General features: G+C 59.4%; 24 protein-coding genes. 7 read left to right on the top strand and 17 right to left on the bottom strand.

Annotation, left to right across the window (positions count from 1 at the left end; all coding sequences use genetic code 11):
* From FHX15_RS22555 to FHX15_RS22490, 14 genes are all read right to left on the bottom strand, one after another.
* Entirely contained in the window at positions 1-600 is a 600-nt protein-coding gene (locus FHX15_RS22555) for a PAS domain-containing protein (RefSeq protein ID WP_184400591.1), read from the bottom strand.
* A 117-nt stretch (positions 601-717) separates the two neighbouring features.
* Positions 718-2,055, bottom strand: coding sequence for an NAD(P)-binding domain-containing protein (locus FHX15_RS22550; RefSeq protein WP_184400590.1), 1,338 nt, complete (start codon positions 2,053-2,055; stop codon positions 718-720).
* A gap of 66 nt (positions 2,056-2,121) precedes the next feature.
* Positions 2,122-3,162 (bottom strand): DUF3445 domain-containing protein, encoded by a 1,041-nt coding sequence (locus FHX15_RS22545; protein ID WP_184400589.1) that lies wholly within the window; start codon positions 3,160-3,162, stop codon positions 2,122-2,124.
* A gap of 28 nt (positions 3,163-3,190) precedes the next feature.
* On the bottom strand, positions 3,191-4,156 hold the full coding sequence (locus FHX15_RS22540; RefSeq protein WP_184400588.1) for a PDR/VanB family oxidoreductase: 966 nt from the start codon (positions 4,154-4,156) through the stop codon (positions 3,191-3,193).
* Positions 4,153-4,758, bottom strand: a complete 606-nt coding sequence (locus FHX15_RS22535; protein ID WP_184400587.1) for a dimethylamine monooxygenase subunit DmmA family protein — start codon at positions 4,756-4,758, stop codon at positions 4,153-4,155. The genes FHX15_RS22540 and FHX15_RS22535 overlap by 4 nt, the downstream gene beginning before the upstream one ends.
* Positions 4,759-4,770: 12 nt before the next feature.
* Complete coding sequence (locus FHX15_RS22530; protein WP_184400586.1) at positions 4,771-5,904, bottom strand: aminomethyltransferase family protein; 1,134 nt, start codon at positions 5,902-5,904, stop codon at positions 4,771-4,773.
* 111 nt (positions 5,905-6,015) lie between these two features.
* On the bottom strand, positions 6,016-6,918 hold the full coding sequence (gene folD, locus FHX15_RS22525; protein ID WP_184400585.1) for a bifunctional methylenetetrahydrofolate dehydrogenase/methenyltetrahydrofolate cyclohydrolase FolD: 903 nt from the start codon (positions 6,916-6,918) through the stop codon (positions 6,016-6,018).
* A 3-nt stretch (positions 6,919-6,921) separates the two neighbouring features.
* Positions 6,922-7,806, bottom strand: a complete 885-nt coding sequence (gene purU / locus FHX15_RS22520; RefSeq protein ID WP_184400584.1) for a formyltetrahydrofolate deformylase — start codon at positions 7,804-7,806, stop codon at positions 6,922-6,924.
* A gap of 102 nt (positions 7,807-7,908) precedes the next feature.
* Entirely contained in the window at positions 7,909-9,216 is a 1,308-nt protein-coding gene (gene glnT, locus FHX15_RS22515; protein WP_184400583.1) for a type III glutamate--ammonia ligase, read from the bottom strand.
* A gap of 76 nt (positions 9,217-9,292) precedes the next feature.
* Positions 9,293-10,621: an FMN-binding glutamate synthase family protein gene (locus tag FHX15_RS22510; protein ID WP_184400582.1), complete on the bottom strand. Its 1,329-nt coding sequence runs from the start codon at positions 10,619-10,621 to the stop codon at positions 9,293-9,295.
* A 15-nt stretch (positions 10,622-10,636) separates the two neighbouring features.
* Positions 10,637-11,323: a GXGXG domain-containing protein gene (locus tag FHX15_RS22505; RefSeq protein ID WP_184400581.1), complete on the bottom strand. Its 687-nt coding sequence runs from the start codon at positions 11,321-11,323 to the stop codon at positions 10,637-10,639.
* A gap of 30 nt (positions 11,324-11,353) precedes the next feature.
* Positions 11,354-12,262, bottom strand: a complete 909-nt coding sequence (locus tag FHX15_RS22500; RefSeq protein WP_184400580.1) for a glutamine amidotransferase family protein — start codon at positions 12,260-12,262, stop codon at positions 11,354-11,356.
* Between the two features lie 90 nt (positions 12,263-12,352).
* Positions 12,353-13,036 carry a helix-turn-helix domain-containing protein gene (locus FHX15_RS22495; protein ID WP_184400579.1) on the bottom strand — a complete coding sequence of 228 codons (684 nt, stop codon included), beginning with the start codon at positions 13,034-13,036 and terminating at the stop codon, positions 12,353-12,355.
* A 63-nt stretch (positions 13,037-13,099) separates the two neighbouring features.
* Positions 13,100-14,074, bottom strand: coding sequence for a GlxA family transcriptional regulator (locus tag FHX15_RS22490; RefSeq protein ID WP_184400578.1), 975 nt, complete (start codon positions 14,072-14,074; stop codon positions 13,100-13,102).
* 87 nt (positions 14,075-14,161) lie between these two features.
* Between FHX15_RS22490 and FHX15_RS22485 the strand changes: the two genes are divergently transcribed.
* The 4 genes from FHX15_RS22485 to FHX15_RS22470 are packed head-to-tail and all read left to right on the top strand — an operon-like array spanning position 14,162 to position 19,174.
* Positions 14,162-15,412: a sarcosine oxidase subunit beta family protein gene (locus tag FHX15_RS22485; RefSeq protein WP_184400577.1), complete on the top strand. Its 1,251-nt coding sequence runs from the start codon at positions 14,162-14,164 to the stop codon at positions 15,410-15,412.
* A gap of 12 nt (positions 15,413-15,424) precedes the next feature.
* On the top strand, positions 15,425-15,703 hold the full coding sequence (locus FHX15_RS22480) for a sarcosine oxidase subunit delta (RefSeq protein WP_184400576.1): 279 nt from the start codon (positions 15,425-15,427) through the stop codon (positions 15,701-15,703).
* Positions 15,700-18,630 carry a sarcosine oxidase subunit alpha family protein gene (locus FHX15_RS22475; protein ID WP_184400575.1) on the top strand — a complete coding sequence of 977 codons (2,931 nt, stop codon included), beginning with the start codon at positions 15,700-15,702 and terminating at the stop codon, positions 18,628-18,630. The genes FHX15_RS22480 and FHX15_RS22475 overlap by 4 nt, the downstream gene beginning before the upstream one ends.
* Positions 18,623-19,174 carry a sarcosine oxidase subunit gamma gene (locus tag FHX15_RS22470; protein WP_184400574.1) on the top strand — a complete coding sequence of 184 codons (552 nt, stop codon included), beginning with the start codon at positions 18,623-18,625 and terminating at the stop codon, positions 19,172-19,174. The genes FHX15_RS22475 and FHX15_RS22470 overlap by 8 nt, the downstream gene beginning before the upstream one ends.
* 231 nt (positions 19,175-19,405) lie before the next feature.
* On the opposite strand, the gene FHX15_RS22465 is transcribed toward FHX15_RS22470, so the two are convergent.
* The 3 genes from FHX15_RS22465 to FHX15_RS22455 all read right to left on the bottom strand — a co-directional run bounded on the left by FHX15_RS22465 (position 19,406) and on the right by FHX15_RS22455 (position 22,765).
* Positions 19,406-20,767: a mandelate racemase/muconate lactonizing enzyme family protein gene (locus tag FHX15_RS22465; protein ID WP_184400573.1), complete on the bottom strand. Its 1,362-nt coding sequence runs from the start codon at positions 20,765-20,767 to the stop codon at positions 19,406-19,408.
* A gap of 66 nt (positions 20,768-20,833) precedes the next feature.
* Entirely contained in the window at positions 20,834-22,000 is a 1,167-nt protein-coding gene (locus tag FHX15_RS22460; RefSeq protein ID WP_184400572.1) for a mandelate racemase/muconate lactonizing enzyme family protein, read from the bottom strand.
* Positions 22,001-22,054: 54 nt separating this feature from the next.
* Complete coding sequence (locus tag FHX15_RS22455) at positions 22,055-22,765, bottom strand: GntR family transcriptional regulator (protein ID WP_184400571.1); 711 nt, start codon at positions 22,763-22,765, stop codon at positions 22,055-22,057.
* Between the two features lie 204 nt (positions 22,766-22,969).
* On the opposite strand from FHX15_RS22455, the gene FHX15_RS22450 reads away from it, so the two are divergent.
* The 3 genes from FHX15_RS22450 (at position 22,970) to FHX15_RS22440 (ending at position 26,370) form a co-directional block, all read left to right on the top strand.
* Positions 22,970-24,448, top strand: a complete 1,479-nt coding sequence (locus tag FHX15_RS22450) for a sugar ABC transporter substrate-binding protein (RefSeq protein WP_184400570.1) — start codon at positions 22,970-22,972, stop codon at positions 24,446-24,448.
* A gap of 75 nt (positions 24,449-24,523) precedes the next feature.
* Positions 24,524-25,483, top strand: a complete 960-nt coding sequence (locus FHX15_RS22445) for a carbohydrate ABC transporter permease (protein WP_184400569.1) — start codon at positions 24,524-24,526, stop codon at positions 25,481-25,483.
* Positions 25,480-26,370 carry a carbohydrate ABC transporter permease gene (locus FHX15_RS22440; RefSeq protein WP_184400568.1) on the top strand — a complete coding sequence of 297 codons (891 nt, stop codon included), beginning with the start codon at positions 25,480-25,482 and terminating at the stop codon, positions 26,368-26,370. Before FHX15_RS22445 ends, FHX15_RS22440 begins: the two co-directional genes overlap by 4 nt.
* The last annotated feature ends 6 nt before the right edge of the window (positions 26,371-26,376 follow it).

Here is a 26,376-nt window from a genome sequence, read left to right as displayed (position 1 = left end):
TTATTCCGCCCTGCGCTGGGCGCTGGTGATCGCCCTTGCGGCCTCTTCGGAGGAATTGGCGAGCTGGCGCATCTCAGCGGCGAGCACGGCGAAGCCGGATCCCGCTGTGCCCGCCCTTGCCGCCTCAATGCCGGCATTAACGGCAAGCAGCTTCAGGTAGCGCAGCGAGTGCAGGATCTCGTTGGTCTTCGAGGCAGTAATGCGCATACCCGCAGTCTGTTGGTCGATGCGCTGGTAGAGCGACTCGATGTTGATGATGCTGCCCTCGAGATAGAGCAGCTCGCCATTTTCGCCCCAGACGCCTCCGCCCGTCTCCGTCACCCAGACATAATGTCCGTCACGGTGGCGGATACGATATTCCATCGTCCAGTCAGTGCGGCTTTCCAGCGCGATACCAACGACCTTGTCCATCAACGGCACGTCCTCCTCGCACATGATCGAGGTGAAGGTGCGTGTCGTGTTGCCGATAATCTCTTCTGCTTGATAGCCGAAGATGCGTTCGATGCCATCGGTCATCTCCAGCATCGTGTAGTTTTCGTCCGCGCGGCAGCGATAGAGAAAACCACTCATGCGGCCGAGAACACTGCTCTGAAAATCCATGAAGACCACGCCTCGAGAAAATGAGTTGCAGATCGGGTTGCTTTGTCTCATTTCAAATATGCCGCAAAGGGCCGCGACGGACGACCCTTTCTCGGTTACGCGGGAACTTGGGTGAGATCAGTTGCGCAGATATTCCTCCATGGAATCGTCGAGCGCCTTGACCCAAGGCGTGTGGTGCGTCGGCGACATGTTGCCGGTCATCAGCGACCGATAGGCGTGATCGCGGAAGCCCATGATATTTTCCGCCTTGTGGTGTTCCCACTCCATGAAGGTCCTGTTGGTTCCTTCGATGTCGAATCTTGGATAGTCGGTTTCGGCGAGCAGTTCCTTCACATAGTCGCCCTGGTACCAGATCATCTGCTCGGCGTCCTCGAGCGTCTCCTCGCGGGCTCGCCACATGTCGAAATTCGCCTTCAGTTCCTCTTCCGATGGCAATTTGATGCGGCCCATGATGACATCGCGCGCCCACCAGGCCTGCACATCGAACATGTTGAAGGTATAGAATTGATCCTGCATGCCGATATAGAAAAGCTGGGGATTCCCGTCGAAGACCACGCCCTTGTAGAGATGATCGGCCCAGAGGCGGTTGGCGGTTTTGAGCCGGAGATCGTCAGGCAGGAAGGGGAAATGGTGCTGGTATCCGGTACACAGGATCAGCGCATCCACTTCCTTCGTCGAACCATCGAGGAAATGAGCGGTACGGTTTTCGAGTCTGGTGAGCAGCGGCCGTTCTTCGAAATTATCCGGCCAGTTGAAACCCATTGGCTTCGACCGATAGCTCGTGGTGACCGACTTGGCGCCATATTTCCAGCACTGTGAACCGATATCCTCGGCCGAGTAGCTGCGGCCGACGATGAGAATATCCTTGCCCTTGAATTCAAGCGCATCGCGAAAGTCATGGGCATGCAGGACGCGGCCATTGAAGGTCTTCACGCCCTCGAAATAGGGCACGTTCGGGGTCGAGAAGTGGCCGCTCGCCACCACGACATAGTCGAATTCCTCATCATACATGTGATCTTCGAGGCGGTTGTGCGCGGTGACCGTGAATTTCTTCGTGCCTTCATCGAAACGGACCATGCGAACCGGCGTATTGAAGCGCACCCAATGGCGGACATTCGCCTTCTCGACGCGGCCCTTGATGTAATCCCAGAGTACGGCGCGCGGCGGATAGGAGGCGATCGGCTTGCCGAAATGCTCCTCGAAGGAATAGTCGGCAAATTCCAGGCATTCCTTCGGTCCGTTCGACCAGAGATAACGATACATGCTGCCGTGAACCGGCTCGCCGTATTCGTCGAGCCCGGTGCGCCAGGTATAGTTCCAGAGCCCGCCCCAGTCGGACTGCTTTTCGAAGCAGACGATCTCCGGGATCTCCGCACCCTTCTGTGCGGCGGACTGGAAGGCCCGCAACTGTGCAAGCCCGGAAGGGCCGGCGCCGATGACGGCAACTCTTGTCATGAAGCATTCCCCTTTCGATTGTATCGACGTTTTTATCTCTTGCAGTCGTTCGCCATCCGCCTGGCATCAGTCCGGAAAGATACCGGGGCTTGTCGCCGCCCCGTCATCATATCTGGACAGCCAATCGATTGTCGTCTCGCGGTAGCGGGTCAGTCCCTTGTAGTCGACGAGTTCCGCCGGCAGGGTTTTCAGGACGCGGGGAAAGCGGCGCGCCCATTTCGGCACTGTCACCAGCTCCTTCATATTCATCAGGTAGCAACGGATGACGAAGAGGATGGCGTTCGAGCGCGGCAGGCGCCAGAGGCTCTGCAGCTCGACGCGAAGATGCACCTTCTCGCCGACGTTCTCCGATGTCACCGTCGTACGATCCGGACCCCATTTGTGATAGTTCTCCGGGCTGGTATCCAGCCTGGGATTGATGGTCATCGTCCAGTTGAAACGGCGCGTCGGCTTGCCCTGCTGCAGGTTCAGGAGGAACTTAAGCGCCCTGTCGAAGACGCCGATCTGGTGGGCGAGCGGCACCGGACCGTGCCATTCCATGAAATTCATGCCGATATCGAAATCGAGTGACCAGTCGGCCTGGGTCGTCACCATGCCGGCATCCATCCAGAGATTGCCGTCGCGCTGGTCGACGATGCAGAAATCTCCCTGAGCCTGGCGGGTGATGTATTCGAGCGGCTCATATGGCAGCGTCGAACGATCGCCAAAGGTGAATGTGTCATCGATACCAAGCGGCCGGTTTATCCAGCGCCACTCGTCGCCGTTCCTGATCAGCGTGAAATGCTCGGGATAGCCAGCAGCCTGCTCCTCCATCAGGAGTTCCAGCGTATCCCATTGCGCCGTCATCATATGCGGCAGCGCCTGATAGCGCAGCGGATCTTCTTTCAGCACCAGCGCCCTGTCCTGCATCTCGGCGACGTAATGCTCGTCGACATCGATGAGGCTTTCGAACACGGTGCCCCGTCGCCCCTTCACATGCGGCTCCATGTTGACCGAATACATGTATTCGTCGCGATCGAAGGGGAACGGAAACCGTCGGATGTTTTCCGGGCTGTTACGATAGGTGAAATCGTCGCGGAAGGTTTCCTGTCTGAAGACGATAGCCATGTCCGTTCTCCTTGTTCCGCCTTGATGCCTAGAGGTCGAGGCTGAGCCTGTTTCCCTCGAAGCGGGATACACAGATCATCACCTTCCGGCCGGAGGCCTTCTCTTCATCGCTCAGATAGACGTCGTGATGCAGAAGCCGGCCTTCGCAGGCGGCAACCGCGGTCTCGCATTGGCCGCAGGCCCCGCCCCGACAGAGGAAGGGCGCATCAACGCCCGCCGCTTCAATCGCCTCGAGCATGCTCTCGTGATGGCCGACATGAACCGTCTTTTCCGACCGCAGCAGCTCTACGTTGAAGGGCTTGCCTGGCTGAGACGACAGGAAGCGTTCCGAATGCAGGTTCTGCTCCGGCCAACCGGCCTCAAGGCCGGCCCTCAGAACGCCGTCGATCATGCCAGAGGGGCCGCAGACATAAAGGTGCGTGCCCAGCGGCTGGCTGTCGAGCAGGCGGGCAACAGGAATGAAGTCGCTCTCCGCATCGCAATAGATCTTCACCCGATGCGAACTGTAGCGGTCCACCAGTTCCCGGCAATAAGCGCCGCGGTCGTGGGAGCGCACAGCATAATGCAACTCGAAATTGGCACCCTCTCGGGAGAACTGCTCCATCATAGCGATGAAGGGCGTGATACCGATCCCGCCAGCGATCATGAGGTGCTTGCGGGCGCGCCAGTCCGGCTGAAATAGGTTGACCGGATAGGAGACTTTCATCTCGTCCCCCTCGCGCACCTTCTCGTGCATGAAGGTCGAGCCGCCGCGAGAATTCTCGACATGCAGCACGCTGATCTCATAGGCCGAGCAATCCTGCGGCGGCGACATCAGCGAATAGGCGTTGCGCCGCATATGGCCTTCGTCATTCATCGAGACGACGACATGAGCGCCACCGGAAAAATAGGGCATCGGCCGGCCATCGAGGCGTTCGAAGCGGAAGCGCTTGATGCGCTCGGCGACCGGCGTCACCTTCGTCACGCGGACGGGAATTTCTGTACCACCGCTCACAGGAACAATTCCTCCGGATCTGGGGCGCTGCCGGGCTCCTCGGCGTCGATATTGACGCCCTGGAATGCACCGAGGCGGCGGGAATAGTGATCGCGTACCAGGAGCGACAAACCGCAATGGCTGCAGGTGAAGGGACTATGCGTGACGCTGTCGGTAATGCCCTTGCAATGGACGCATTGCACCCGCCGCGCGAGCGACCCTCGATGTTCCGTCATGATCGAGGCGTGGTCCATGCCATGGTCGAGGGCGACCATCATCGCTTGGCCGATGAAACCCTCAGTGCCCGATATATAGAGCCTCGTTCCCATGCGGGCGGTCGCCAGCGACCCCTTCAATCGAAAAAGCAGGGTAGCAATCGTCGGGGCGATGAAGAACATGTCGGGGCCGAGATGGCGAAGCGCCTCGTCATGACCGGTTCCTTGTGAACCGCGAGCGACATATAGAATCTCGCTGCGGGAAAGAATGCCTGCGTCAAGCGCTGCTTGCTGGTCGAGGAGTGCATGTGCCCCCTCCCCCTCCAGAGCGAAAATATGATGCCGGGCGCGCGGCTGGATTGTGAGACCCTTATAGACCGGCCGGCTCTTGATGCCTTCGACAAGCATGCCTGCGCCTCCTTAGCCGACCGCCGTCCTCTTCTTCTTTTCCGGATCGTCGAAGGGCAGCGCATGCGCAATCGCGCTGGTCTTCAGGGTCTTGCCGAGCACCTCGAGCTTCGCACCCTGGACGGCCTTGTCGACGTCGAGACGGGCGATCGCCATCGACTTCTTCGTCAGCGCGGAATAGCTCGGGCAAGTGATGACGCCGACCTTCTTTCCGTCGGCATAGACTTCGTCGCCGAGATCGGCCGGACCATCGGCATCGATCAGCATGCCGAAGATCTTGAAGCGTTCCTTGCCCTTCAGCCGCGCATGTTCCTCGGCACCGCGGAAGCCTGTCTTGCCCGGGCTGACCGTGAAATCGAGGCCGAGTTCCCACAGGCTGTCGCCGGGCGGCTGATCGGCAAAGGGATACATCTGTGAATTGTCGTAGGGATAGAAGAGCAGGTAGCTTTCGACGCGCAGCATGTCGAGCACCGAGAAGCAGCAGGGGATGATGCCCATATCGGCACCTTCCGCGACGATACGATCCCAGACCATGACGGCATCCTGGCCGCGCACGAAGATCTCGTAGCCGCGCTCGCCGGTATAGCCGGTGCGCGAGATCATGACCGGAGCGCCGAACAGGGTCGTCTGCATGTGATGGAAATATTTGAGGTCGCGGATGCCGGGCACATATTTGGCGAGGTAGTCGACCGCGAGTGGCCCCTGCAGCGACAGGTCATGCAGGTCATCGTCGAACAGCACGGCGCAATTGCGGCCGGCCGCCTGCTTGACGACCTCCTCATGGCCGGAGCCGGAGCCGTGTACCAGCATCCAAGAATTCGGGCCGGTGCGGTAGACGATGCAATCGTCGGCGAAGTGACCGCGGTCGTTCAGCATGGTCGCGTAGACCGAGCGGCCGGGATAGATCTTCGTCATGTCGCGGGTGGTGATGTAGTCGAGGACAGCGATCGCGTGCGGGCCGACCAGATGCACCTTCTTCAGGCCTGAGACATCCATGATGCCGGCCTTGGTACGGACTGCGACATGTTCGTCCGACATGTCCTTCTCGTAGGTCCAGGCGGTTCCCATGCCGCTCCAGTCCTCAAGTTGCGATCCGAGAGCGCGATGCCGATCCGCCAAGGCGGAGAAACGCCAAGATAATGCCATTTCCGTTCCCTCTTATTTCCTCTACGGAATAATTATTTCCTGACTATATTCGTCTTTCACGTTGTGGCAAGCCGATCCCGGTGATTTTTGTCGGCTGTCCCAACGGCATTTCTACGAGAATATCGGCGCCGTCAGCCCTGCCGAGCGATGGGCGGCAATAAGGGTATTGGCCATCAGCATGGCGATCGTCATAGGGCCGACGCCGCCGGGAACCGGCGTGATGACGGCAGCAACCGGAGAGACCTCGGCGAAAGCCACATCTCCCACGAGGCGGGTCTTGCCCTCGCCCCGCTCCGGCGCATCGATACGATTGATGCCGACATCGATGACGGTTGCACCTGGTTTCACCCAGTCAGCCTTGACCATTTCCGGACGGCCGACGGCAGCGACGAGGATATCGGCGTTGCGGCAGATTTCAGCGAGGTTCTTCGTGCGCGAATGAGCGATGGTAACCGTCGCATTGGCGTTCAGCAGAAGCTGAGCCATCGGCTTGCCGAAGAGATTGGAACGGCCGATAACGACGGCGTTGAGACCGGAAAGGTCTTCGCCATGCGTGCGGCGAACGAAAACCATGGCACCGGCCGGCGTGCAGGAAACGAGGCCCGTTTTCAGGTCGCCGGTCGCGAGCTTGCCGGCATTGACGACACTCAAGCCATCGACATCCTTCTCCGGCAGGATCGACTGGATGATCGGCTCGCTGTCGAGATGTCTCGGCAGCGGCAGCTGCACGAGGATGCCGTGGATCGAAGGATCGGCATTGAGCGAGGCCACGAGCGCTGCAAGCTCCTCTTGCGTCGTCTCGACGGGAAGCGTGTGCTGGACGGATTTGAAGCCGCATTCCTTGGCCATGCGGCTCTTGGAGCTGACGTAGGTGTGGCTGGCCGGATCGTCGCCGACGATGATGACAGCAAGGCCCGTCTGGACGCCTTTGGCGGCTTCCAGCGCAGCATTTGCCGATTTCACGGTTTCGATTACGGAAGCGGCAACCTGCTTGCCATCGATGACGTCGACCATGGCTCAGCCCATGCGCTCGGAAGCGTAGCTGCCCGGACTTGCCGGGAAAACGACGGTGCGATTGCCATTGATGAAGGTACGGTGGTGAATATGAGCGTGGATGGCGCGCGCCAGCACCTGGCTTTCAACATCGCGGCCAATCGAGACGTAATCCTCGGCGCTCTGCGCATGGGTGATGCGAGCTGTGTCCTGCTCGATGATCGGGCCTTCGTCGAGATCGGCCGTCACATAATGCGCCGTCGCGCCGATCAGCTTCACACCACGTTGATAGGCCTGCTTGTAAGGGTTGGCGCCTTTGAAGCTCGGCAGGAAGGAGTGGTGGATGTTGATGATCCGGCCCGACATTTTCTGGCACATCTCGTCTGACAGGATCTGCATGTAGCGGGCCAGTACGATCAGTTCCGTGCCGGTCTGCTCAGCCACGTCCATGATATGGGCTTCCGCCTGCACCTTGTTGGCCTTGGTGACGGGAATATGGTGGAAGGGAATGTCGTGGTTGACCACGACCTTCTGGTAATCGAAATGGTTTGAGACAACGCCGACGATATCGATCGGCAGGGCGCCGATCTTCCAGCGATAGAGCAGGTCGTTGAGGCAATGGCCGAAGCGCGACACCATGAGCAGCACCCTCATGCGCTTTTCGCTGTCATGGAAATCGTAAGCCATGCCGAAGCGCGTCGCGATGCTGGTGAAACCGGCGCGGATATCGGCCTCGGAAATGCCTTCTTCGGACATGAAGGAGACGCGCATGAAGAACTGGCCGGTGTCCAGATCGTCGAATTGCGAGCTGTCGACGATGTTGCAGCCCTGTTCGGCGAGATAACCCGAAATCGCCGCAACGATGCCGCGCGTCGACTTGCAGGATACCGTCAGTACGTAGCTCTTCATGCCATCTCTTCCTTCGTCACTTGACGCATAGGCCATCAGCCGGGCCGGTGCGTTGATGCTCCGGCCCGCAGGCGCATGATGTCAAAACCGCAATCGGTCGGCTCAGATATCGAGTGTGCTTTCGCGTTCCCACTGGGTGAAATGCGAGCAGAAGGCATTCCATTCCTGGTGCTTGAGCTTGAGATACGCGGCGGAGAACTCGGTTCCGATCGCAGCCTTCAGACCCTTATCGGCATCGTAGGCGCGCAGCGCATCGAGCAGGTTCAGCGGCAGACGCGGCGCATCCTTCACGAGATGACCTTCGGCATACATGTCGATATCGTAGTGCGGCCCTGGGTCGGCCCGATCCTCGATCCCATCGAGGCCGGCGGCGATGATGATCGCCTGCAGCAAGTAGGGGTTGACCGCACCATCAGGCAGGCGCAGCTCGAAGCGGCCAGGTCCCGGCACGCGCACCATGTGGGTGCGGTTGTTGCCGGTCCAGGTTACCGTGTTCGGCGACCATGTGGCACCCGAGGTCGTGCGCGGCGCGTTGATGCGCTTGTAGGAGTTGACGGTCGGATTGGTGATCGCGGCAAGCGCAGAAGCGTGCTTCATGATACCGCCGAGAAAGTGCCTGCCTTCCGCCGACAGGCCGAATTCGGCTGTCTTGTCGGCGAAGACGTTGACCTTGCCATCATTGTCCCAGACCGAGATATGGCAATGGCAGCCGTTACCGGTCAGGCCCTTGAAGGGCTTCGGCATGAAGGTAGCGCGAAGCCCATGCTTTTCGGCGATCGATTTAACCATGAACTTGAAGAAGGAATGCTTGTCGGCGGTCTTCAGTGCGTCATCGAATTCCCAGTTCATCTCAAACTGGCCGTTGGCATCCTCGTGGTCGTTCTGATAGGCGCCCCAGCCGAGCTCCAGCATATAGTCGCAAATTTCGGCAATGACGTCGTAGCGGCGCATGACGGCCTGCTGGTCGTAACAGGGCTTCTCGGCCGTATCGCGGCCATCGGATATCTGTTCGCCATCGGCGGTGATCAGGAAAAATTCGGCCTCGACGCCGGTCTTGACCCGCTTGCCCGCCGCTTCGGCTTTATTGACGAGCTTCTTCAGCACATTGCGTGGCGCCTGCGCCACGAGCGTGCCATCCATCATGCAATCGGCGGCGACCCAGGCGACGTCCTTCTTCCAGGGAAGCTGGATGACGGAGGAGGCATCAGGTACGGCGAAAAGATCGGGATGGGCGGGTGTCATGTCGAGCCAGGTCGCAAAGCCGGCAAAGCCGGCCCCCTCTTCCTGCATCCCGGCAATCGCCTGGGCCGGCACCAGCTTGGCGCGCTGACCGGAAAAAAGATCTGTGTAACTGATCATGAAATATTTGATGCCCTTGTCTTTTGCAAAGGCAGCAAGATCCAGTGTCATTCTCGTTCCCCTTTGGATTTCTTCGAGACACTTCGATGATGCGTGCAGCGCCCGGGCCTTCGGCCCGTTCGGAATGTTAAAAGCCTCCCTTGCCCGGGTACCAGTTGGTGCCGGCAAGCGGAATCTGCGCCATGGCGGCAGCTTCCATCGTCAGCGCGCACAGGTCCTCGGGCTCCAGGTTGTGCAGGTGGTTCTTGCCGCAAGCGCGCGCGATCGTCTGCGCCTCCAGCGTCATCACCTTGAGATAGTTGGCAAGGCGCCGGCCGGCCGCAACCGGATCGAGGCGCTTGGCAAGCTCCGGGTCCTGCGTGGTGATACCAGCCGGATCCCTGCCCTCGTGCCAGTCATCATAGGCGCCGGCCGTCGTGCCGAGTTTCTGATACTCTTCCTCCCACTTCGGATCGTTGTCGCCAATCGCGACCAGCGCCGCGGTGCCGATGGCGACCGCATCCGCGCCAAGCGCTAGCGCCTTTGCCACATCCGCGCCGGAGCGGATGCCGCCGGAAATGATGAGCTGCACCTGACGATGCATGCCGAGATCCTGCAGCGCCTGGACGGCAGGTCGAATACAGGCAAGCGTCGGCATGCCGACATTCTCGATGAAGACGTCCTGCGTCGCAGCCGTCCCACCCTGCATGCCATCGAGCACGACGACATCGGCACCGGCTTTGACTGCGAGCGCCGTGTCATAATAGGGCCGCGCTCCGCCGACCTTGACGTAGATCGGCTTTTCCCAATCAGTGATCTCGCGCAATTCCATGATCTTGATTTCAAGATCGTCCGGACCGGTCCAGTCTGGATGACGGCAGGCCGAGCGCTGGTCGATGCCCTTCGGCAGGTTGCGCATGTTGGCGACGCGATCGGAGATTTTCTGGCCGAGCAGCATGCCACCGCCGCCGGGCTTTGCGCCTTGCCCGACGACCACTTCGATCGCATCGGCGCGACGCAGATCCTTTGGGTTCATGCCGTAGCGCGAGGGGAGATACTGATAGACCAGTGTCTGCGAATGGCCGCGCTCCTCGTCGGTCATGCCACCGTCGCCTGTCGTGGTCGACGTGCCGGCAAGTGTGGCGCCCCGGCCAAGCGCTTCCTTGGCATTGCCCGAGAGCGCCCCGAAGCTCATGCCGGCGATGGTGATCGGGGTCTTCAACGTGATCGGCTTCTTGGCGAAACGGCTGCCGAGGACAACGGTAGTGTCGCATTTCTCGCGATAGCCTTCGAGCGGATAGCGTGAGATCGAAGCGCCGAGGAACAGAAGATCATCGAAATGCGGTACCTTGCGCTTGGTGCCGCCGCCGCGGATATCGTAGATGCCAGTCGCCGCCGCACGGCGGATTTCTGCGAGCGTATGATCGTCGAAGGTGGCCGACTTGCGTGGCGGCGTATATGGATTGTGGTAGCTCATGGGGTCCCCTTCGTCTCAATACGCGTCGGCATTATCGATGTTGAAATTATAGAGTTTGCGGGCCGATCCGTAGCGCTTGAACTCTCCAGGCGCGACGCCTCGCACACCGGCTTTCTCGAGAAGCTCAGAGAGCTTTTCCAGATGCTCCGGGCGCATTTCCTTTTCGATGCAGTCCGCGCCGAGGCTCTTGACCGAACCGCGAACAAAAAGCTTGGCCTCATAAAGGCTGTCGCCCAGCGCCTCGCCGGCGTCACCAAGCACCACCAGATGGCCGGACTGCCCCATGAAGGCCGACATATGGCCGATATTGCCGTAGACGACGATATCGATGCCCTTCATCGAGATGCCACAGCGCGAGGCTGCATTGCCCTTGATGACGAGCAAGCCTCCGCGGCCGGTCGCGCCGGCATATTGGCTGGCATCACCTTCGATGACGACGCTGCCGGACATCATGTTCTCAGCGACACCAGGACCGGCGGAGCCATGCACGATGACGTTACCGCCATCATTCATGCCGGCGCAGTAATAGCCGACCGACCCTTTGATATCGACAGTAACCGCCGCGTCGATCCCGGCGGCGACAGCATGATGACCGCGCGGATTGACGACTTCGAAGACCGTGTCGTTGGCGCCTGCCGTAAGGCCATGGAGTGCGCTGTTGAGTTCGCGCAGCGGCGTGACGGATAGGTCGAAAACTGGCATGAAAAACTCTCTCGATTGCAGCGGGCCCGATCAGGCGGCCTTTTCGTGGTCCCAGAAATAGACGGTTGCCGGCTCTGGCTCCCATATGCGGGCATTCTCGATGCCCGGGAGATTGACGAGCGCACGATATTCGGAGCCGAAGGCGACATATTGATCGGTTTCCGCCATGACCGCCGGCTTGCAGGCAATGGGATCGCGGACGACACCGAAGCCGGACTTGGTGCCAACAACGAAAGTGAAGAAGCCATCGAGGTCATCGACCGCGCTTTCGAGCGCTGCCCCGAGATCCTTGCCTTTGGCCATCTCTGCCGTGAGATAGGCGGCTGCGACCTCGGTGTCGTTTTCCGTTTCGAAGATCATGCCCTCGCGCTTCAGCTCGCGACGCAGATTATTGTGGTTCGACAGAGAACCGTTGTGAACAAGGCACTGGTCGGAGCCGGTGGAAAAGGGATGCGCGCCGAGCGTGGTAACGGCCGATTCCGTTGCCATGCGGGTATGCCCAATGCCATGCGTGCCGGACATGCCGGTCACGCCAAAGCGCGAGACCACATCTTTCGGCAGGCCGACTTCCTTGTAGATCTCGACGGTATCACCGCTGCTCATAACACGGATATTCGGACGCGATGCCGTCACGGCCGCTCTGCCCTCGTCGAGCTTGTCCCTGGAAAGGGTGATGACCGCATGCGTGCTCTTGATCACCACGGACACCGGGGTGTCGAGCGCCCGCCGGAGTTCATATTCCAACCCGTCGAAATCCTTGGCCGGATCGGCCGATTGAACGGTTATCTTCGCCGCATTGCCATTATCGTTGCCGTAGATCGCGATCCCCGCGCTATCAGGTCCACGATCGGTCATCGTGATCAGCATGGAAGACAGGAGGGCGCCAAGTTTCGGCTCCAGCGCCTTATCCTTCAAGAAAAGACCGACAATTCCGCACATGCCCAACCTCCGTTTTCGCATCTGCAAAATGGCTATCAGGTCGAATGCCCTTTTTCAACTCAAAAGAATATTTCTTTCTTTTTAGGCAAGTCAGTCGGTCTTGCCGCGTTGTGGATAACTGATGATCGACAGGTACTTGGCCGGCAGTTTCACCAGCACCTCCGGCCCATGCGGGGCGTCGGCGTCGAAAAAGAGACTGTCGCCCGGCTGCATCGGGTAGAGCTGATCGCTGTGTCGGTACATGACCTCGCCTTCGAGCATATAAAGGAACTCCATGCCCTCATGCTGGAAAGTCGGGAAGACATCGGAATCAGCCGTCAGAGTGATGAGATAGGGCTCAACGATGACTCCGCTCGAATTATTGTCGATATGACCGAGAAGATTATATTGATGGCCCGCGCGCGTGCCACGCCGCTCAAGCTCGACACCCTGACCGGCCTTAACGAAGACGGCATTTCGCGGTTCCTCATAGCGGCGGAAGAAGGCTGTCAGCGGCACACCGAGCGCGCGTGACAGCGATTGTAACGTCGTCAGCGACGGCGAAATATTCCCGTTCTCGATCTTCGACAGCATGCCGAGGGAGATACCTGTCGCGGCCGCGAGATCCGTCACCGTAATGCCGAGCTTTTTGCGATAGGCGCGGACCTCGTGGCCGATCGCCATTTCGAGATTGTTTTCTTTCGGTTCGCGAACCGCATGTGGATTCTGCAGGAAGGCCGGGCGTCCAGAGTGGGGTTGGTCGTCAGCCGATATTTTGTCTGCCTTGTCTTTCATTCTTCATCCTTTTTGACGGCAGGGCTTGCTGGGGACGAACTCTATCCTCCCAGTGAAATCTTCTCAACTGCGACGAAAATGAGCCTGGCGGGTATCACTGGGCGCGATCCCATAGGAAGAGCGATAGGCACGAGCAAAATGCGCACCACTGGAAAAACCCGTGGCAATGGCAATTTCGGAAATCGAAAGTGGGCTCTGCTCCAGGAGACGGCGGGCATGCTGCAGTCTTATGTGGCGATACTGCTCGAGAAAGGTCGAGCCAAGATGAGCGGCAAACAGCCGGTCAAGATGGCGCGGCGTGACGCCGGCAATTCGCGCCATGGCCGAGCGATCGAGTGGCATCTCAATCGTCTCTTCCATTTTTTCAAGCACGTTCAGCAAACCCGGGTGATGTACGCCATAGCGTTCGGAAAGCGAGCCGCGCTGCGGTGCGGTCGGCTCGCCGACGTCTGTGTGCAGGTACCAATCGCTGACGCGCCGGGAAAAATCCGCACCCATGCGCTCTGATATCAACACATGCATCATGTCGAGCGGCGCAATGCCGCCGCCGCAGGTGATGCGATTGCCATCGATGACGAAACGTGCATGGCGCGGCGAAAGCGCAGGGAAGGCTTCAAAAAGAGCCGGCGCATGTTCCCAGTGAATGGTGAAATCGCGCTCGGCCAAAAGACCGGCAGCGGCAAGCAGATAGGGTCCACCGGAAATACCGCCGATGCGCACGCCCTCGCGTGCGAGTTGGCGCAGGCAGGCAAGAACCGAAGGGTAGTTCCAATCGCGCGGCGACCCGCCGGCGCAGACGAAAACCGTCCCGAGACCTGACCCGCGACCTGGAAGAGGCTCGGCCGGCACTGTCACCCCGCCCGACGAGACCGCCGGGGTGCCGTCCGGCGAGAAAGTCGTCAGCCGATAGATTTCCCGCCCGGCCAAGAGGTTGGCGGCGCGCAACGGCTCGCTTGCGGACGCAAAGGACATCAATGCGAATCCTGGGATCAGGATAAAGCCTATCGCCTGGGTATTTTTCGCGTCGATGAAAGCCATGTCCTTTTTCTACAGAAGTAGGTCCTAATTGGACAAGTAGCCATTTTTCACTCTGTCATCATGGATGGATTCAAAGCGGGTGAAACAATGCGCTATTCGGCTTTCTCAGTTCTCCTAAACGGCCTTCGCGGCAATACCGGCTGGGCGCCCGCCTGGCGCCAGCCGCAACCAAAGCGGCATTATGATGTGATCATCGTCGGTGGCGGCGGCCATGGACTGGCGACAGCCTATTATCTCGCCAAGATCTTCGGCATTACCAAAGTTGCCGTTCTGGAAAAGGGTTACCTCGGATCTGGTAATATCGGCCGCAATACCACAATCATCCGCTCCAACTACCTTCTGCCCGGCAACAATCCTTTCTACGAGCTCTCGATGAAGCTCTGGGAAGGGCTGGAACAGGATTTCAATTTCAACGCCATGGTTTCGCAGCGCGGCGTGCTCAACCTCTTCCATTCGGATGCGCAGCGCGACGCATATACAAGGCGTGGTAACGCCATGCGCCTGCACGGCGTCGATGCCGAACTGCTCGATCGCGACGCCGTGCGCAAGAAGCTGCCTTTTCTCGACTTTGAGAATGCCCGCTTCCCGATTATGGGCGGATTGCTACAGCCGCGCGGCGGCACGGTGCGCCACGACGCAGTCGCCTGGGGCTATGCCCGCGGTGCCGACAACCGTGGCGTCGATATCATCACCGGCTGTGAAGTCACAGGCATTCGCACCGACCAGAGCCGCGTCCTCGGTGTCGAAACCACCAAGGGCTTCATCGGCTGCGGCAAGCTTGCACTGGCCGCCGCCGGCAATTCCACTGTCGTCGCCGATATGGCTGGCCTGCGCCTGCCGATCGAAAGCCATGTGCTGCAGGCTTTCGTCTCCGAGGGCCTTAAGCCGTTCATCGATTGCGTCGTCACTTTCGGTGCCGGACATTTCTATGTTTCCCAATCCGACAAGGGTGGCCTCGTCTTCGGCGGCGATATCGACGGCTACAATTCCTATGCCCAGCGCGGCAACCTCGCAACCGTCGAACATGTCGCCGAAGCCGGCGTGGCGATGATTCCGGCACTGTCCCGCGTGCGATATCTGCGCAGCTGGGGCGGCGTCATGGACATGAGCATGGACGGCTCGCCGATCATCGACCGAACCCATCTCGACAATCTCTATCTGAACGCCGGCTGGTGCTACGGAGGCTTCAAGGCGACACCCGCATCGGGCTACTGCTACGCCCACCTCATCGCCCGCAACGAGCCGCATGAAACGGCAAGACAATTGCGCCTCGATCGCTTTCAGCGCGGCTATCAGATCGATGAAAAGGGCGTCGGCGCCCAGCCGAACCTGCATTGAGGATATGATACAATGGCAAGCCTGATTTCCTGCCCTCACTGCGGCACGCGTCCCAAGGAAGAATTCACCATCAAAGGGGATGGGAGCCTTAACCGCCCGGCCGCGGATGCCGGCACAGAAGATTGGTACGATTACGTCTATCTACGCGACAACCCGAAAGGGCGGCACAAGGAATATTGGCATCATTCCTCCGGCTGCCGCCGCTGGCTGATCGTCGAACGCGATACCGTCAGCCATAAGGTCTATGGCGTGAGCGACGCGGCACTGGCCAAGCTTGGGGGTGGTGCATGAGCAGCTATCGCCTCTCCGCCGGTGGTCTGATCGATCGCTCCAAGACCATTGCCTTCAGTTTCGATGGCAGGGATCTGACTGGCCATCCCGGCGACACGCTTGCTTCCGCCCTGCTTGCCAACAGCATCCAGCTCGTCGGCCGCAGCTTCAAATATCACCGGCCGCGCGGCATCCTGACAGCGGGTGCCGCCGAACCCAATGCGCTTGTTACCACCGGCACAGGTGGACGAACGGAGGCCAACAGCCGCGCCACGATGATCGAGCTCCATGAGGGTCTGATTGCGCGCAGCCAGAACCGCTGGCCCTCGCTTGCGTTCGATCTCGGGGCCGTCAACGGGCTGCTCTCGCCCTTCCTGAGCGCCGGTTTCTACTACAAGACCTTCATGTGGCCGGCAGGCTTCTGGGAGAAGGTCTACGAACCGCTGATCCGCAAGGCAGCCGGTCTCGGCAAGGCCTCCTATCAAGCCGATCCCGACTCCTACGAGAAGCGCTGGGGCCATTGCGATCTGCTTGTCATCGGCGCCGGGCCTTCTGGCCTTGCCGCAGCATTGACGGCGGGTCGCGCCGGAGCGCGAGTCCTTCTCGCGGACGAAGGCTTCGCCCTCGGCGGCAGTTTGCTTCTGAAGGATGGCTCGACACTTGCCGGCATTTTGAACGAGCTCGCCAGCCTGCCGAACGTGCAATGCCTGCCGCGCACGACGGTGATCGGCTGGTACGACGATAACGTCTTCGCCGCAGTCGAACGCGTCCAGAAGCATGTGGCAACGCCCGACCCGCGCCAGCCGATCGAACGCCTCTGGCGCATCATCGCTAAGCAGGCGATCCTTGCCACCGGCGCCGAAGAACGGCCGATTGTTTTCGGCGGCAATGACATTCCAGGCGTCATGATGGCCGGAGCCATGCGCAGCTATCTGAACCGGCACGCAGTCGCTCCCGGCAAGCGCATCGTAATCTTCACGACCAACAACTCCGGCTACCAGACCGCCGCCGACCTCGAAGCGGCAGGCGTCGACGTGGCCGCCATTATCGATACGCGCGCCGATGGCAAAGACTGGAACGGCAAGGCGCGGGTGCTGAGGGGCGCTTGCGTCGTCGATGCGATTGGCACTAAGCACGTTCGTCGGGTCGGCATAGCAAGCGCGTCGGGCACAAAGGAGATCGATGCAGATGCTTTGGCCGTATCCGGCGGCTGGAGCCCGATCATCCATCTTGCCTGCCATCGCGGCGCCAGGCCGATCTGGTCCGAACGGCACGCAGCCTTCCTCGCGCCGGAAAGACAGGATGGCTTGCTGATTGCCGGCTCTGCGGCAGGCCTTGCTTCAACGGATAGCTGCCTTGGCGACGGAGCGATCAAGGCTGCCGAGGCATTGGCGACAATCGGTTTTGGAAAGATCGACCCCGCCTTTGCTTCAGCAGAGGAAAGATCGGCTGCCGCCATGCCGCTCTGGCATGTCAAAGGCGGCAAGGGCAAGGCCTTCATCGATTATCAAAACGACGTGCATTTGAAGGATCTTAGCCTTGCCGTGCGCGAAGGCTACGGAGATGTCGAGCTTGCCAAGCGCTATACGACGAACGGCATGGCGACCGACCAGGGCAAGCTTTCCAATATCAACGCCATCGGCATCCTTTCCGAGGCTCGGGGCGTCTTGCCGGGCGAAGTTGGGACCACGACGTTCCGACCCTTTTATACTCCTGTCTCCTTCGGCGCATTGACAGGTACTTCGAGGGCTAAGCACTTTCAACCAGCGCGCAAATCTCCCTTACATGAATGGGCAAAGAAGAACGGTGCAGTCTTCGTCGAGACCGGCCTCTGGTACCGCTCCTCCTGGTTTCCGCGCGGGGGCGAAAAGACCTGGCGAGAAAGCGTCGATCGCGAAGTCTTAAACATCCGCAAGAATGCCGGCCTCTGCGATGTCTCCACGCTCGGCAAGATCGAGATCTTTGGCGAGGACGCCGCCACCTTTCTCGACCGCATCTATTGCAACGGTTTCGCCAAGCTGCCTGTCGGCAAAGCCCGCTATGGCATCATGCTGCGCGAAGACGGAATGATTTATGACGACGGCACTACCAGCCGCTTGAGCGAGGACCATTTCTTCATGACCACGACGACGGCGCTTGCGGCCGGCGTGCTGACGCATCTGGAATTCTGCGCCCAGACATTGTGGCCCGAGCTCGACGTCTATTTTGCGTCGTCGACCGACCAATGGGCGCAGATGGCGGTGGCAGGCCCGAAATCCCGCGCCATCCTCTCCGAGATTGTCGATGGCGATATTTCCGATGCGGCTTTCCCGTTCATGAGCGCTCGCACGGTCTCCCTGTTCGGCGGCACGCTCATAGGTCGGCTCTTTCGCATCTCCTTTTCCGGCGAGCTCGCCTACGAGCTTGGCGTGCCCGCCGCCTACGGGGAGTTCGTTGCCGACGCCATCATGCAGGCGGGCCACAAGCACGAGATCTGCGCCTACGGGGCCGAAGCGCTCGGCGTCATGCGCATCGAAAAAGGTCATGTCACCCATGCGGAGATCAACGGCACGGTAACACCCGCCGATCTTGGTTTTGCCCGCATGATTTCGACCACCAAGCCAGATTTCATTGGCAAGGCAATGCTCCGGCGCGAAGGTCTCCAGGAGACCGACCGCCCTCGCCTCGTCGGCGTCAAACCGGTAAACCCGGCAACGAGTTTCCGCACCGGCGCTCATATCCTGGCGGAGGGCGCGGCTGCGACACTTGAAAACGATCAAGGCTATGTAACATCGAGCGCCTTCTCCCCAAGCCTTGGCCATACGATCGGCCTGGCGCTGGTCAAGCGCGGGCCGGAGCGCATTGGCGAGAAGGTGATGGTCTGGAATGGCCTCAGAGATGAATTCACCGAAGCGGTGCTGTGCAACCCCGTCTTCATCGACCCGGAAAACGAGAAGCTCCATGCCTGATCTTCCCAAATACAGGCCCGCCCTTGCCCGCAAGGCGATCCAAGCAGGGCCTGGCATCCGGCTGGAGCCCCTGCCGGAAGGTCACCTCCTGCATATCATCGGCTCCGTCGATGCCCAAAGGCTCGCCGGCTATCTCTCCGCTGCCGGGCTTACGGCTAGCGCCGTGCGACCCGCCGGCTACCAGCAATGGTACATAGTCGGAGATGAAGATCTTTCGCCCACTCACGTCGCCGCGCTCGCAGAGCGCCTAAAAGGCACAGCCTTCGTCTCGGATCAGAGCCACGGCCGCGTCCGGATCGGCTTTTCCGGCGCGCAAGCAGCAGATCTGCTCTCCCGGGGGACAGCGGTCGATCTCGACCCCACGACCTTCCCCGTCGGTCGCTCCGCCGTCACGCTCTTCGGGCATGTCTCTGTCCAGTTGACGCGCACGCACACCGATCGCTTCGAGCTGACAGTGTTGCGCAGCTATGCCGAAGATCTCTACGACGCGCTCGAGGAGCTTGCCGGGAGGGCGGCTATGCCAATGAAGGAGCGTCGGACTTAGCCAGAGGATTGCAGCCGTGAGATCGCCTGGCAAGGCAGTTTGAGCAAGGGAAGTGCTGTCTCAAGTAAGCCGTTTTAGTGGCAGATTCGCATTAGGCCGGCTTGCGTGGCAATCGTGCTGCAATTCGGCAGCTGTCACACAAAACTCCCTCCGAACTTACTGTCATCGAGAGTGGGCCCTGCGATAACGGCGTACCGGAGACCAGCGATCGTCATCTTCTATCCTTTTGCCTCAGCTCCAGGTGCGATCCCAGGAATACTCGTCGTCCCAGTGATCCGTGGGCTGCCAGATGCCGTTGACGCCCGGCTGCAGATGCTGCGAGATCACCTCGTCGACGACATCGTCGATCCCTAGGCCCGGCTTGTCAGAGACAGTGATGAAGCCGTTCTTTACCAAAGGCTTGGGAAGGCCGGTGACGATATCGTCCCACCAATCGACGTCGGCGGAATGATATTCAAGCGCCATGAAATTCTCGGTCGCGGTCGCGACATGTGCGGCGGCCATCGCGGCGATCGGACTTTCTGCCATGTGGATCGCCATGGCGACGCCCTTGTCCTGCGCCATATCGCCGATTTTCTTGGTCTCAAGGATGCCTCCGCTGGTGAGAAGGTCCGGATGGATAACGGAGACGCCGCCGCTATTGAGCAGCGGCTCGAAGCCCTCCTTGAGATATATGTCCTCGCCGGTGCAGATCGGCACCGTGGTGGCGTCCTGGAGTTGTCGGTATTGCTCGGTATACTGCCACGGGATCACATCCTCGAGCCAGGCTGGCACGTATTTTTCGATCCGCCTGGCAAGGCGAATGCCATTCTGCATCGAGATGTGGCCGATATGGTCGATCGCAAGCGGCACATCCATGCCGATGACCTCGCGGACCTCAGCGATATATTGCTCGAGCAGATCGAGGCCCTTGTCCGAAAAGTGTAGCCCGGTAAACGGATGCTGGATGTTATGGAGATCGTACGCAGCGTTGCGCACACGCCGCTCTTCAATGGTCTTCAGCGGGCCGCGACGGGGATATTCACGGTAGCCTTCAAGGGAGCCGGCAGGAAACACGACAGCACCAGGCACATCGGCGATCTGCATTAGACCCAGATCCATCTTGAGGAACGTGAAGCCGAGCTCCATTCGCTGCTTGAGGCGCTTGCCAGTCGCGGTGCCGCTCGCCACCGCGGCGTCGGTATCGCAATAGATGCGCACCTTGTCTCGAAACCGGCCGCCAAGCATCTGATAGATGGGAACGCCATAGGCCTTGCCCGCAAGATCCCACAAGGCAATTTCAACTGCCGATACGCCACCGCCTTGTCGGCCGTGGCCGCCGAACTGCTTGATCCGGCGGAACAGGCGGTCGATATCGCAAGGATTTTCGCCAAGCAACCGGCTCTTCAGCATCAGCGCATAGGTGGCGCTAGCACCGTCGCGCACTTCCCCCAGCCCGACGATGCCCTGGTTCGTATAAATCTTAAGCAGCACGGAGGCGAAGGGCGCGCCGGTGATTTCGGCGACCCGCATGTCGGTGATGCGAAGGTCTGACGGTTTGGAATGCAGGTTTACCCGATTGAGCGCCTCGTCGGCTAAATATGCCTCTTGCATGGCTTTTCCTCGTTCTGGTCGGGGGACTATCGCCGCGCACGCTGGGGCGGCCTGGAGCGTTGCTGGCTAGTCGAGCTCAATCTCGTGGTTTTGCAGGTAGTCGCGGTTCATCTCAACGCCGAGACCGGGCTTGGACGTAAGCTTGAGGGTGCCGTTCGAAACATTAAGTGGTCTGTCGATGAGGTGATCGTATTTGCCGAGGTTCCACTCTGACGTTTCGAGCTTGTAGAAATTCGGAACGGTCATCATCACTTGCGCTCCGGCGACCACGTTGATCGGCCCTGCGGCATCATGCGGCGAGACGGGAATAAAGTAGGCTTCGCATAGGGCAGAAATCTTCTTGAGTTCGGTAATGCCGCCGGTCCAGGTAACATCGGGCATGATGTAGTCGGCGAGCCTGTTTTCGAGTACAGGCACGAAATCCCACTTCGTGTGGCCGCGCTCGCCCCAGGATATAGCGGCGCTGACCTTTTCACGGACCTGCCTGAGGGCGTTGAGGCTCTCCGGTGGACAGGGCTCTTCGAACCAATCGATCTGACCAGCTTCCTCAAGGCTTCGGCAAAGGCGGATGGCAGTCGGAACGTCAAAGCGGCCGTGCGCATCGATGAGGATGTCGACGTCGGCACCCGCAGTCTCGCGGATCAGAGCCGTAAGCTCGGCGGCCTCACGCTCATCCTTGCGCGTCATGCTTCCATCGAGATAGCCGTCTCGCTGTTCGCGAGCCTGTCCATCGGCAGTGCGACCCTGGTGGGGGAAAGGATCGAACTTGAGTGCGGTGTGGCCTGACTCGACGATGTCTGTGATTTCCCGGACCACAGCCTCCTTGCTGGTAAATTTGCGCTGGTCGGGATGGGTGTAGAGCGAAATTTCATCCCGTACCGGTCCACCCAAGAGCTCATAAATGGGCTTGCCAAGAACTTTGCCGCGGATGTCCCAGAGGGCGATGTCGATGGCGCTCACGCATTCAACAGCAGCGCCGCGACTGCCCATATAAGTGAAGCTGCGGAATATCTTGTGCCACAGATACTCGATACGCGCCGGATCCTCGCCCGTCAAAGTGGCACCAATCTGCCGCAAGATCGTGCAGAGGGCTCGATTGGCGAGCCTTGTCGTGGTGGTGATTTCTCCCCAGCCGTTCACCCCCTCGTCGGTCGTCACTTCGACAAACAGAAACTCTCCCCAATAAGAAGCATCGGATCTGATGAGCCACGGCCGAACGTTGGTGATTTTCATCTCAACTGCCTTTATCTGAAGTGGTCGGTATAAGGATGTTCCATGCCAAATATTCTATCCTGCGCGAGCGGCGTTCCGCGCACGCATATGTTCGAGGATGTGCCGGCCTGAGCCTTCGACATGGCGGGCAATAAGTTCGGCGGCCTCGTTCGACCTTCCGGCTTTGACATGCGCGATGAGCTCGCGATGCTCGCTCAGGATCGCTGCCCGCCGGGCAAGCGTAAAGTCGAAACGCCGGCTCACGGCTCGAAGCACTTCACGATGCTTCCACCAAAGCTCGGCGGCATGGCGATTGTAGTGCTTTCGGTACATGACGGTGTGAAAGGCGGTGTCTAGTTCACTATGTCTGAGCGTGTCGGCAAAGTTGTTCTGTTCGATCAGGTCTTGGATGCGCTCGAGTTCGGCAATGTCCTCGACCGTGGCCATATTTACGAACCAGCGCGTTAGTGACGGCTCGATCAAAACGCCTATCTCGTAGATATCGCGAACAAAATCCTGATCGATGGGCCGCACGCGCGCTCCGCGGTTGGGAATGAAAGTGACAAAGCCCTCCCCGCGCAACAGCTGCAAAGCCTCCCGCACCGGGTTGGTCGAAGTGCCGTGACGGCGGGCGAGATCGGTGATGACGAGCCTTTCGTTGGCGGCAAGCCGCCCTTCGATGATGTCTTCCCTGATCAATTGATAGACAGACGCTCCCTCGCTGGAAGCTCCGGTAGCATCGATCCCTTCGGGCGGCTGCGCCTTAAAATCGTTTGTTTCGGCCAATGTGGTCCCCAATTAATACACATATTGTCCGGATATCATGCGAGACTTCCCAAAACAATGTACGATTTCTTTAGTTGACAGACAATCGTTGCCATGAAAACGTATGATAAGGTCGAAGGGATACATTAGGTGGGGAGAATCCCACGGCCTGGGAGCAAAGACCGTTCGAAGCAGAGCGGCTGGAGAAAACCTGGGAGGATACCTATGACGAGTCTTTCACTCGGCGGTTTTGTCGTGCGCGGCACCATATCCACCGCCTTGATGGTATCGTTGATGTCCGCGCCTGCGCTTAGTGCGCCGGTCGACCTGAGCCAGTGGTCGCCGCAATATGTGCGCTCCATCGCCGGCACGCAGGACTTCGACACGGCAGCCGATTGCGCCAAGGTCACCCCGCTCGACTACAAGGGGCGACTGACGTTCTGGTATCAGGGCGTGTTCGAGGGTGACCCCGACCTCCTGCGTCAGTATTACAAAGACTTCTTCGCGACCTTCCGCAAAACCTACCCGAACATCCAGCTTGAGGAACAAGCCCTCACCTATAACGATCTGTTGGACAAATTCCGCACCGCACTTTTAGGCAATGCAGCGCCCATGGCGGTTCGCCTGCAAATCCTGGGTGGTACCGAATTCGCCTCAAAGGGTTATTTGCAGCCGCTCAAGCCCGAGGATGTCGGTTATTCGACGGAGGATTTCTGGCCCGGCGCAATGAAGGCCGTGACCTGGCAAGGGGTGACATACGGCATTCCAACCAACAACGAGACGATGGCGTTCATTTGGAACGCTGACATCTTCAGGCGTGCAGGTCTCGATCCCGACAAGGCTCCCGCAACCTGGGACGACGTCGTCAAGTATTCCAAGCAGATTCACGACAAGCTCGGTATTGCCGGCTACGGCCTCGTTGCTCGCAAGAATGCCGGCAATACACCGTACCGCTTCATGCCGCAGCTATGGGCCTATGGTGGCGGCGTCTTTGATGAAGCGACCGACAACCCGACCTATGGGCAGGTTCAGCTCAATAGCCCGCAAAGCAAGGAGGCATTGCAAGCCTCATATGATATGTACGTCCGCGACAAGTCCGTTCCAGTTTCGGCACTCACCAATCAGCAGGCAGATAACCAGCCTCTCTTCCTCGCTGGGCAGCTCGGCATGATGATCTCGCACCCGTCCGACTATAACGTCATGCTCGATCTGCAGAAGAAGACGACCGGCAGCGACAAGGAAAAAGCGCAGACCGTCATCGATAACATGCGCTATGGCCTCATTCCGACCGGGCCTGACGGCAAGCGTGCCGTCGTGTTTGGCGGCTCCAACATCCATATCCTGAAGCCCGAATATGTCGAGGGCGGCAAGGTAGACGAGCCGGCTGCAAAGGCCATCATCTGCATGTGGACGAGCCCCGAATGGTCGCTGAAGATGGCCTATGCCGGCTCCAACCCGGGCAATCTAAATGGCTTCAAGACCAAATGGATGAAGGAACGTCTTGATAACATCAAGTTCCTCGATGTCACGACATCGATGCTGCCATACGGCATCCCGTTCCCGGCGCTGCCACAATCTCCCGAGATCATGAACATCATCATCCCGGACATGCTGCAAAACGCCCTGACCGGAGCCATGACTGTCGACCAAGCAGCCGACGACGCGGCCAAGAAGGTCAAGGACCTGATGGGTGGCGGCCTATAGTCCAAGCCTGACCACGATTTGACCGGCTGCGCCGAGACTGCAGCCGGTTTCTTCCGAAGAACGAGGGCAGGCACAGTGACGATCTTGACTGACAAGGCCGAGGCTCACCGACGACTGCAATCCGATAGGTCCGGTGTGCTGCGAAAGATTTGGGAGCATCGCGCCGACTACGCCTACGTGCTTCCCGCGATCGCCGTGATGCTGATCGTCATAGCCTATCCCATCTACTACACGATTGAGCTGTCTTTCTTTAATACGCCGCCTGGCCTGCAACTGCGGGACAAGATTTTCGTCGGTCTCGACAACTACACCGCCATCCTTGCAAGTCCGGTATTCTGGAAAGTCACCTCAAACACGCTTGTCTGGACAATTGGATCCACTTCCATCTCATTCGTCTTGGGCTTTGCCTGCGCCCTGGCGCTTCACCGAGACTTTCTCGGCCGGGGGATCCTGCGGGCGATCCTGATCATTCCCTGGGTCATCAGCGCCGTCGCCGCTTCCTATATCTGGAAGTGGATCTACCATTCGGACTTCGGGATCATTGGCGCAGTACTGGTTGGCCTTGGACTGGCCGATCGGCCGCCGAATTTCATCGACAGCGTAAGCACCGTGCTACCCTCGCTGATCGTCGTCAACATCTGGCGAGAGTTTCCGTTTGCTATGATCATGATGATGGCTGGCCTGCAGACGGTCCCCGACCAGTTGCTGCGCGCCGCCAAGGTCGACGGGGCCAATGCATGGCAACGGTTCTGGCACGTCACATTTCCGCACTTGAGAAACGTCTCGACCGTCACGATCCTCCTGCTCGCAGTCGCCAACTTCAATTCTTTCATCATCCCCTGGATCATGACCGGCGGTGGGCCGTCGAATGCATCGCATATCTGGATCACCCACATTTACGAACTCGCCTTCGGCCGCCAGCGCTGGGGTGTGGCATCGGCCTATTCGGTGCTGCTGTTCCTGATCCTGATGTCGCTCGGCTATTTCTACGTCCGAGCGCTGAGCGGCAACGAACAGAAGGATGGAAGCCAATGAGCGCGATTGCCGAGGCTGCTCACCAAGGCGAGGCGCGTCGCCGTATGCGCATCGATGGATGGCGGTGGGGTGGACGCATCTTTCTCCTGTTCATGCTGCTTTACACCGCATTACCGATGGTCTGGATGCTGATCACCTCGCTCAAATCCGGCTTCGCGGCCATGCAATTCCCGCCGCAATGGTGGCCTGACCAGCCTACCCTTGCCAGCTATCAGAAGCTGCTCGATCCGCAAAACAGCGTCGGCCAGGACTTCCTGCGCTTCTTCTGGAACAGCCTTTTTGTCTCTACGACGACGACCATCCTTTCGGTGATCGTGGCAGTTCCCGCGGCCTACGCGTTTTCCCGCTTCACTTTCCCCGGTCGAAACTTTCTGTTCTTCGCGGTCTTGCTGCGCAACATGTTTCCGGCAGTGATCTTTCTCGTGCCGCTCTTCATCCTGATGCGCGCGATCGGGCTGGTGAACACGCATGGATCGCTCGTCCTCACCTACCTGACATTCGGCCTGCCGCTGGCAATCTGGCTCCTCAAGGGCTTCTACGACAACATCCCGGTGCAGCTCGAGCAGGCCGCACGCATCGACGGAGCAACGCGGTTCCAGGCCTTTGTCCTGATCGTGATGCCGCTCTCGGCACCGGGTATCATCGCCACGGCGATCTATTCCTTCATTGGGGCGTGGAATGAGTACATCTACGCCTACACGTTCCTGTCCAAGAACGAGCAATTGACCCTGCCTGTCGGCATCCAGCGCTTCTTCTCGGAAAACACGACAGACTTTCCGGGCCTGATGGCGGCAAGCTTCATGATGAGCGTGCCCGTCGTCGTCCTGTTCCTCATCCTGCAACGATACTTCGTACGCGCCCTCACCGAAGGCGCAGTCAAACACTAGGGAGTT

The sequence above is a fragment of the Rhizobium sp. BK650 genome (genome assembly GCF_014195325.1).
GTDB lineage: Bacteria > Pseudomonadota > Alphaproteobacteria > Rhizobiales > Rhizobiaceae > Rhizobium.
This window is presented reverse-complemented; position numbering and strand designations above follow the sequence as displayed.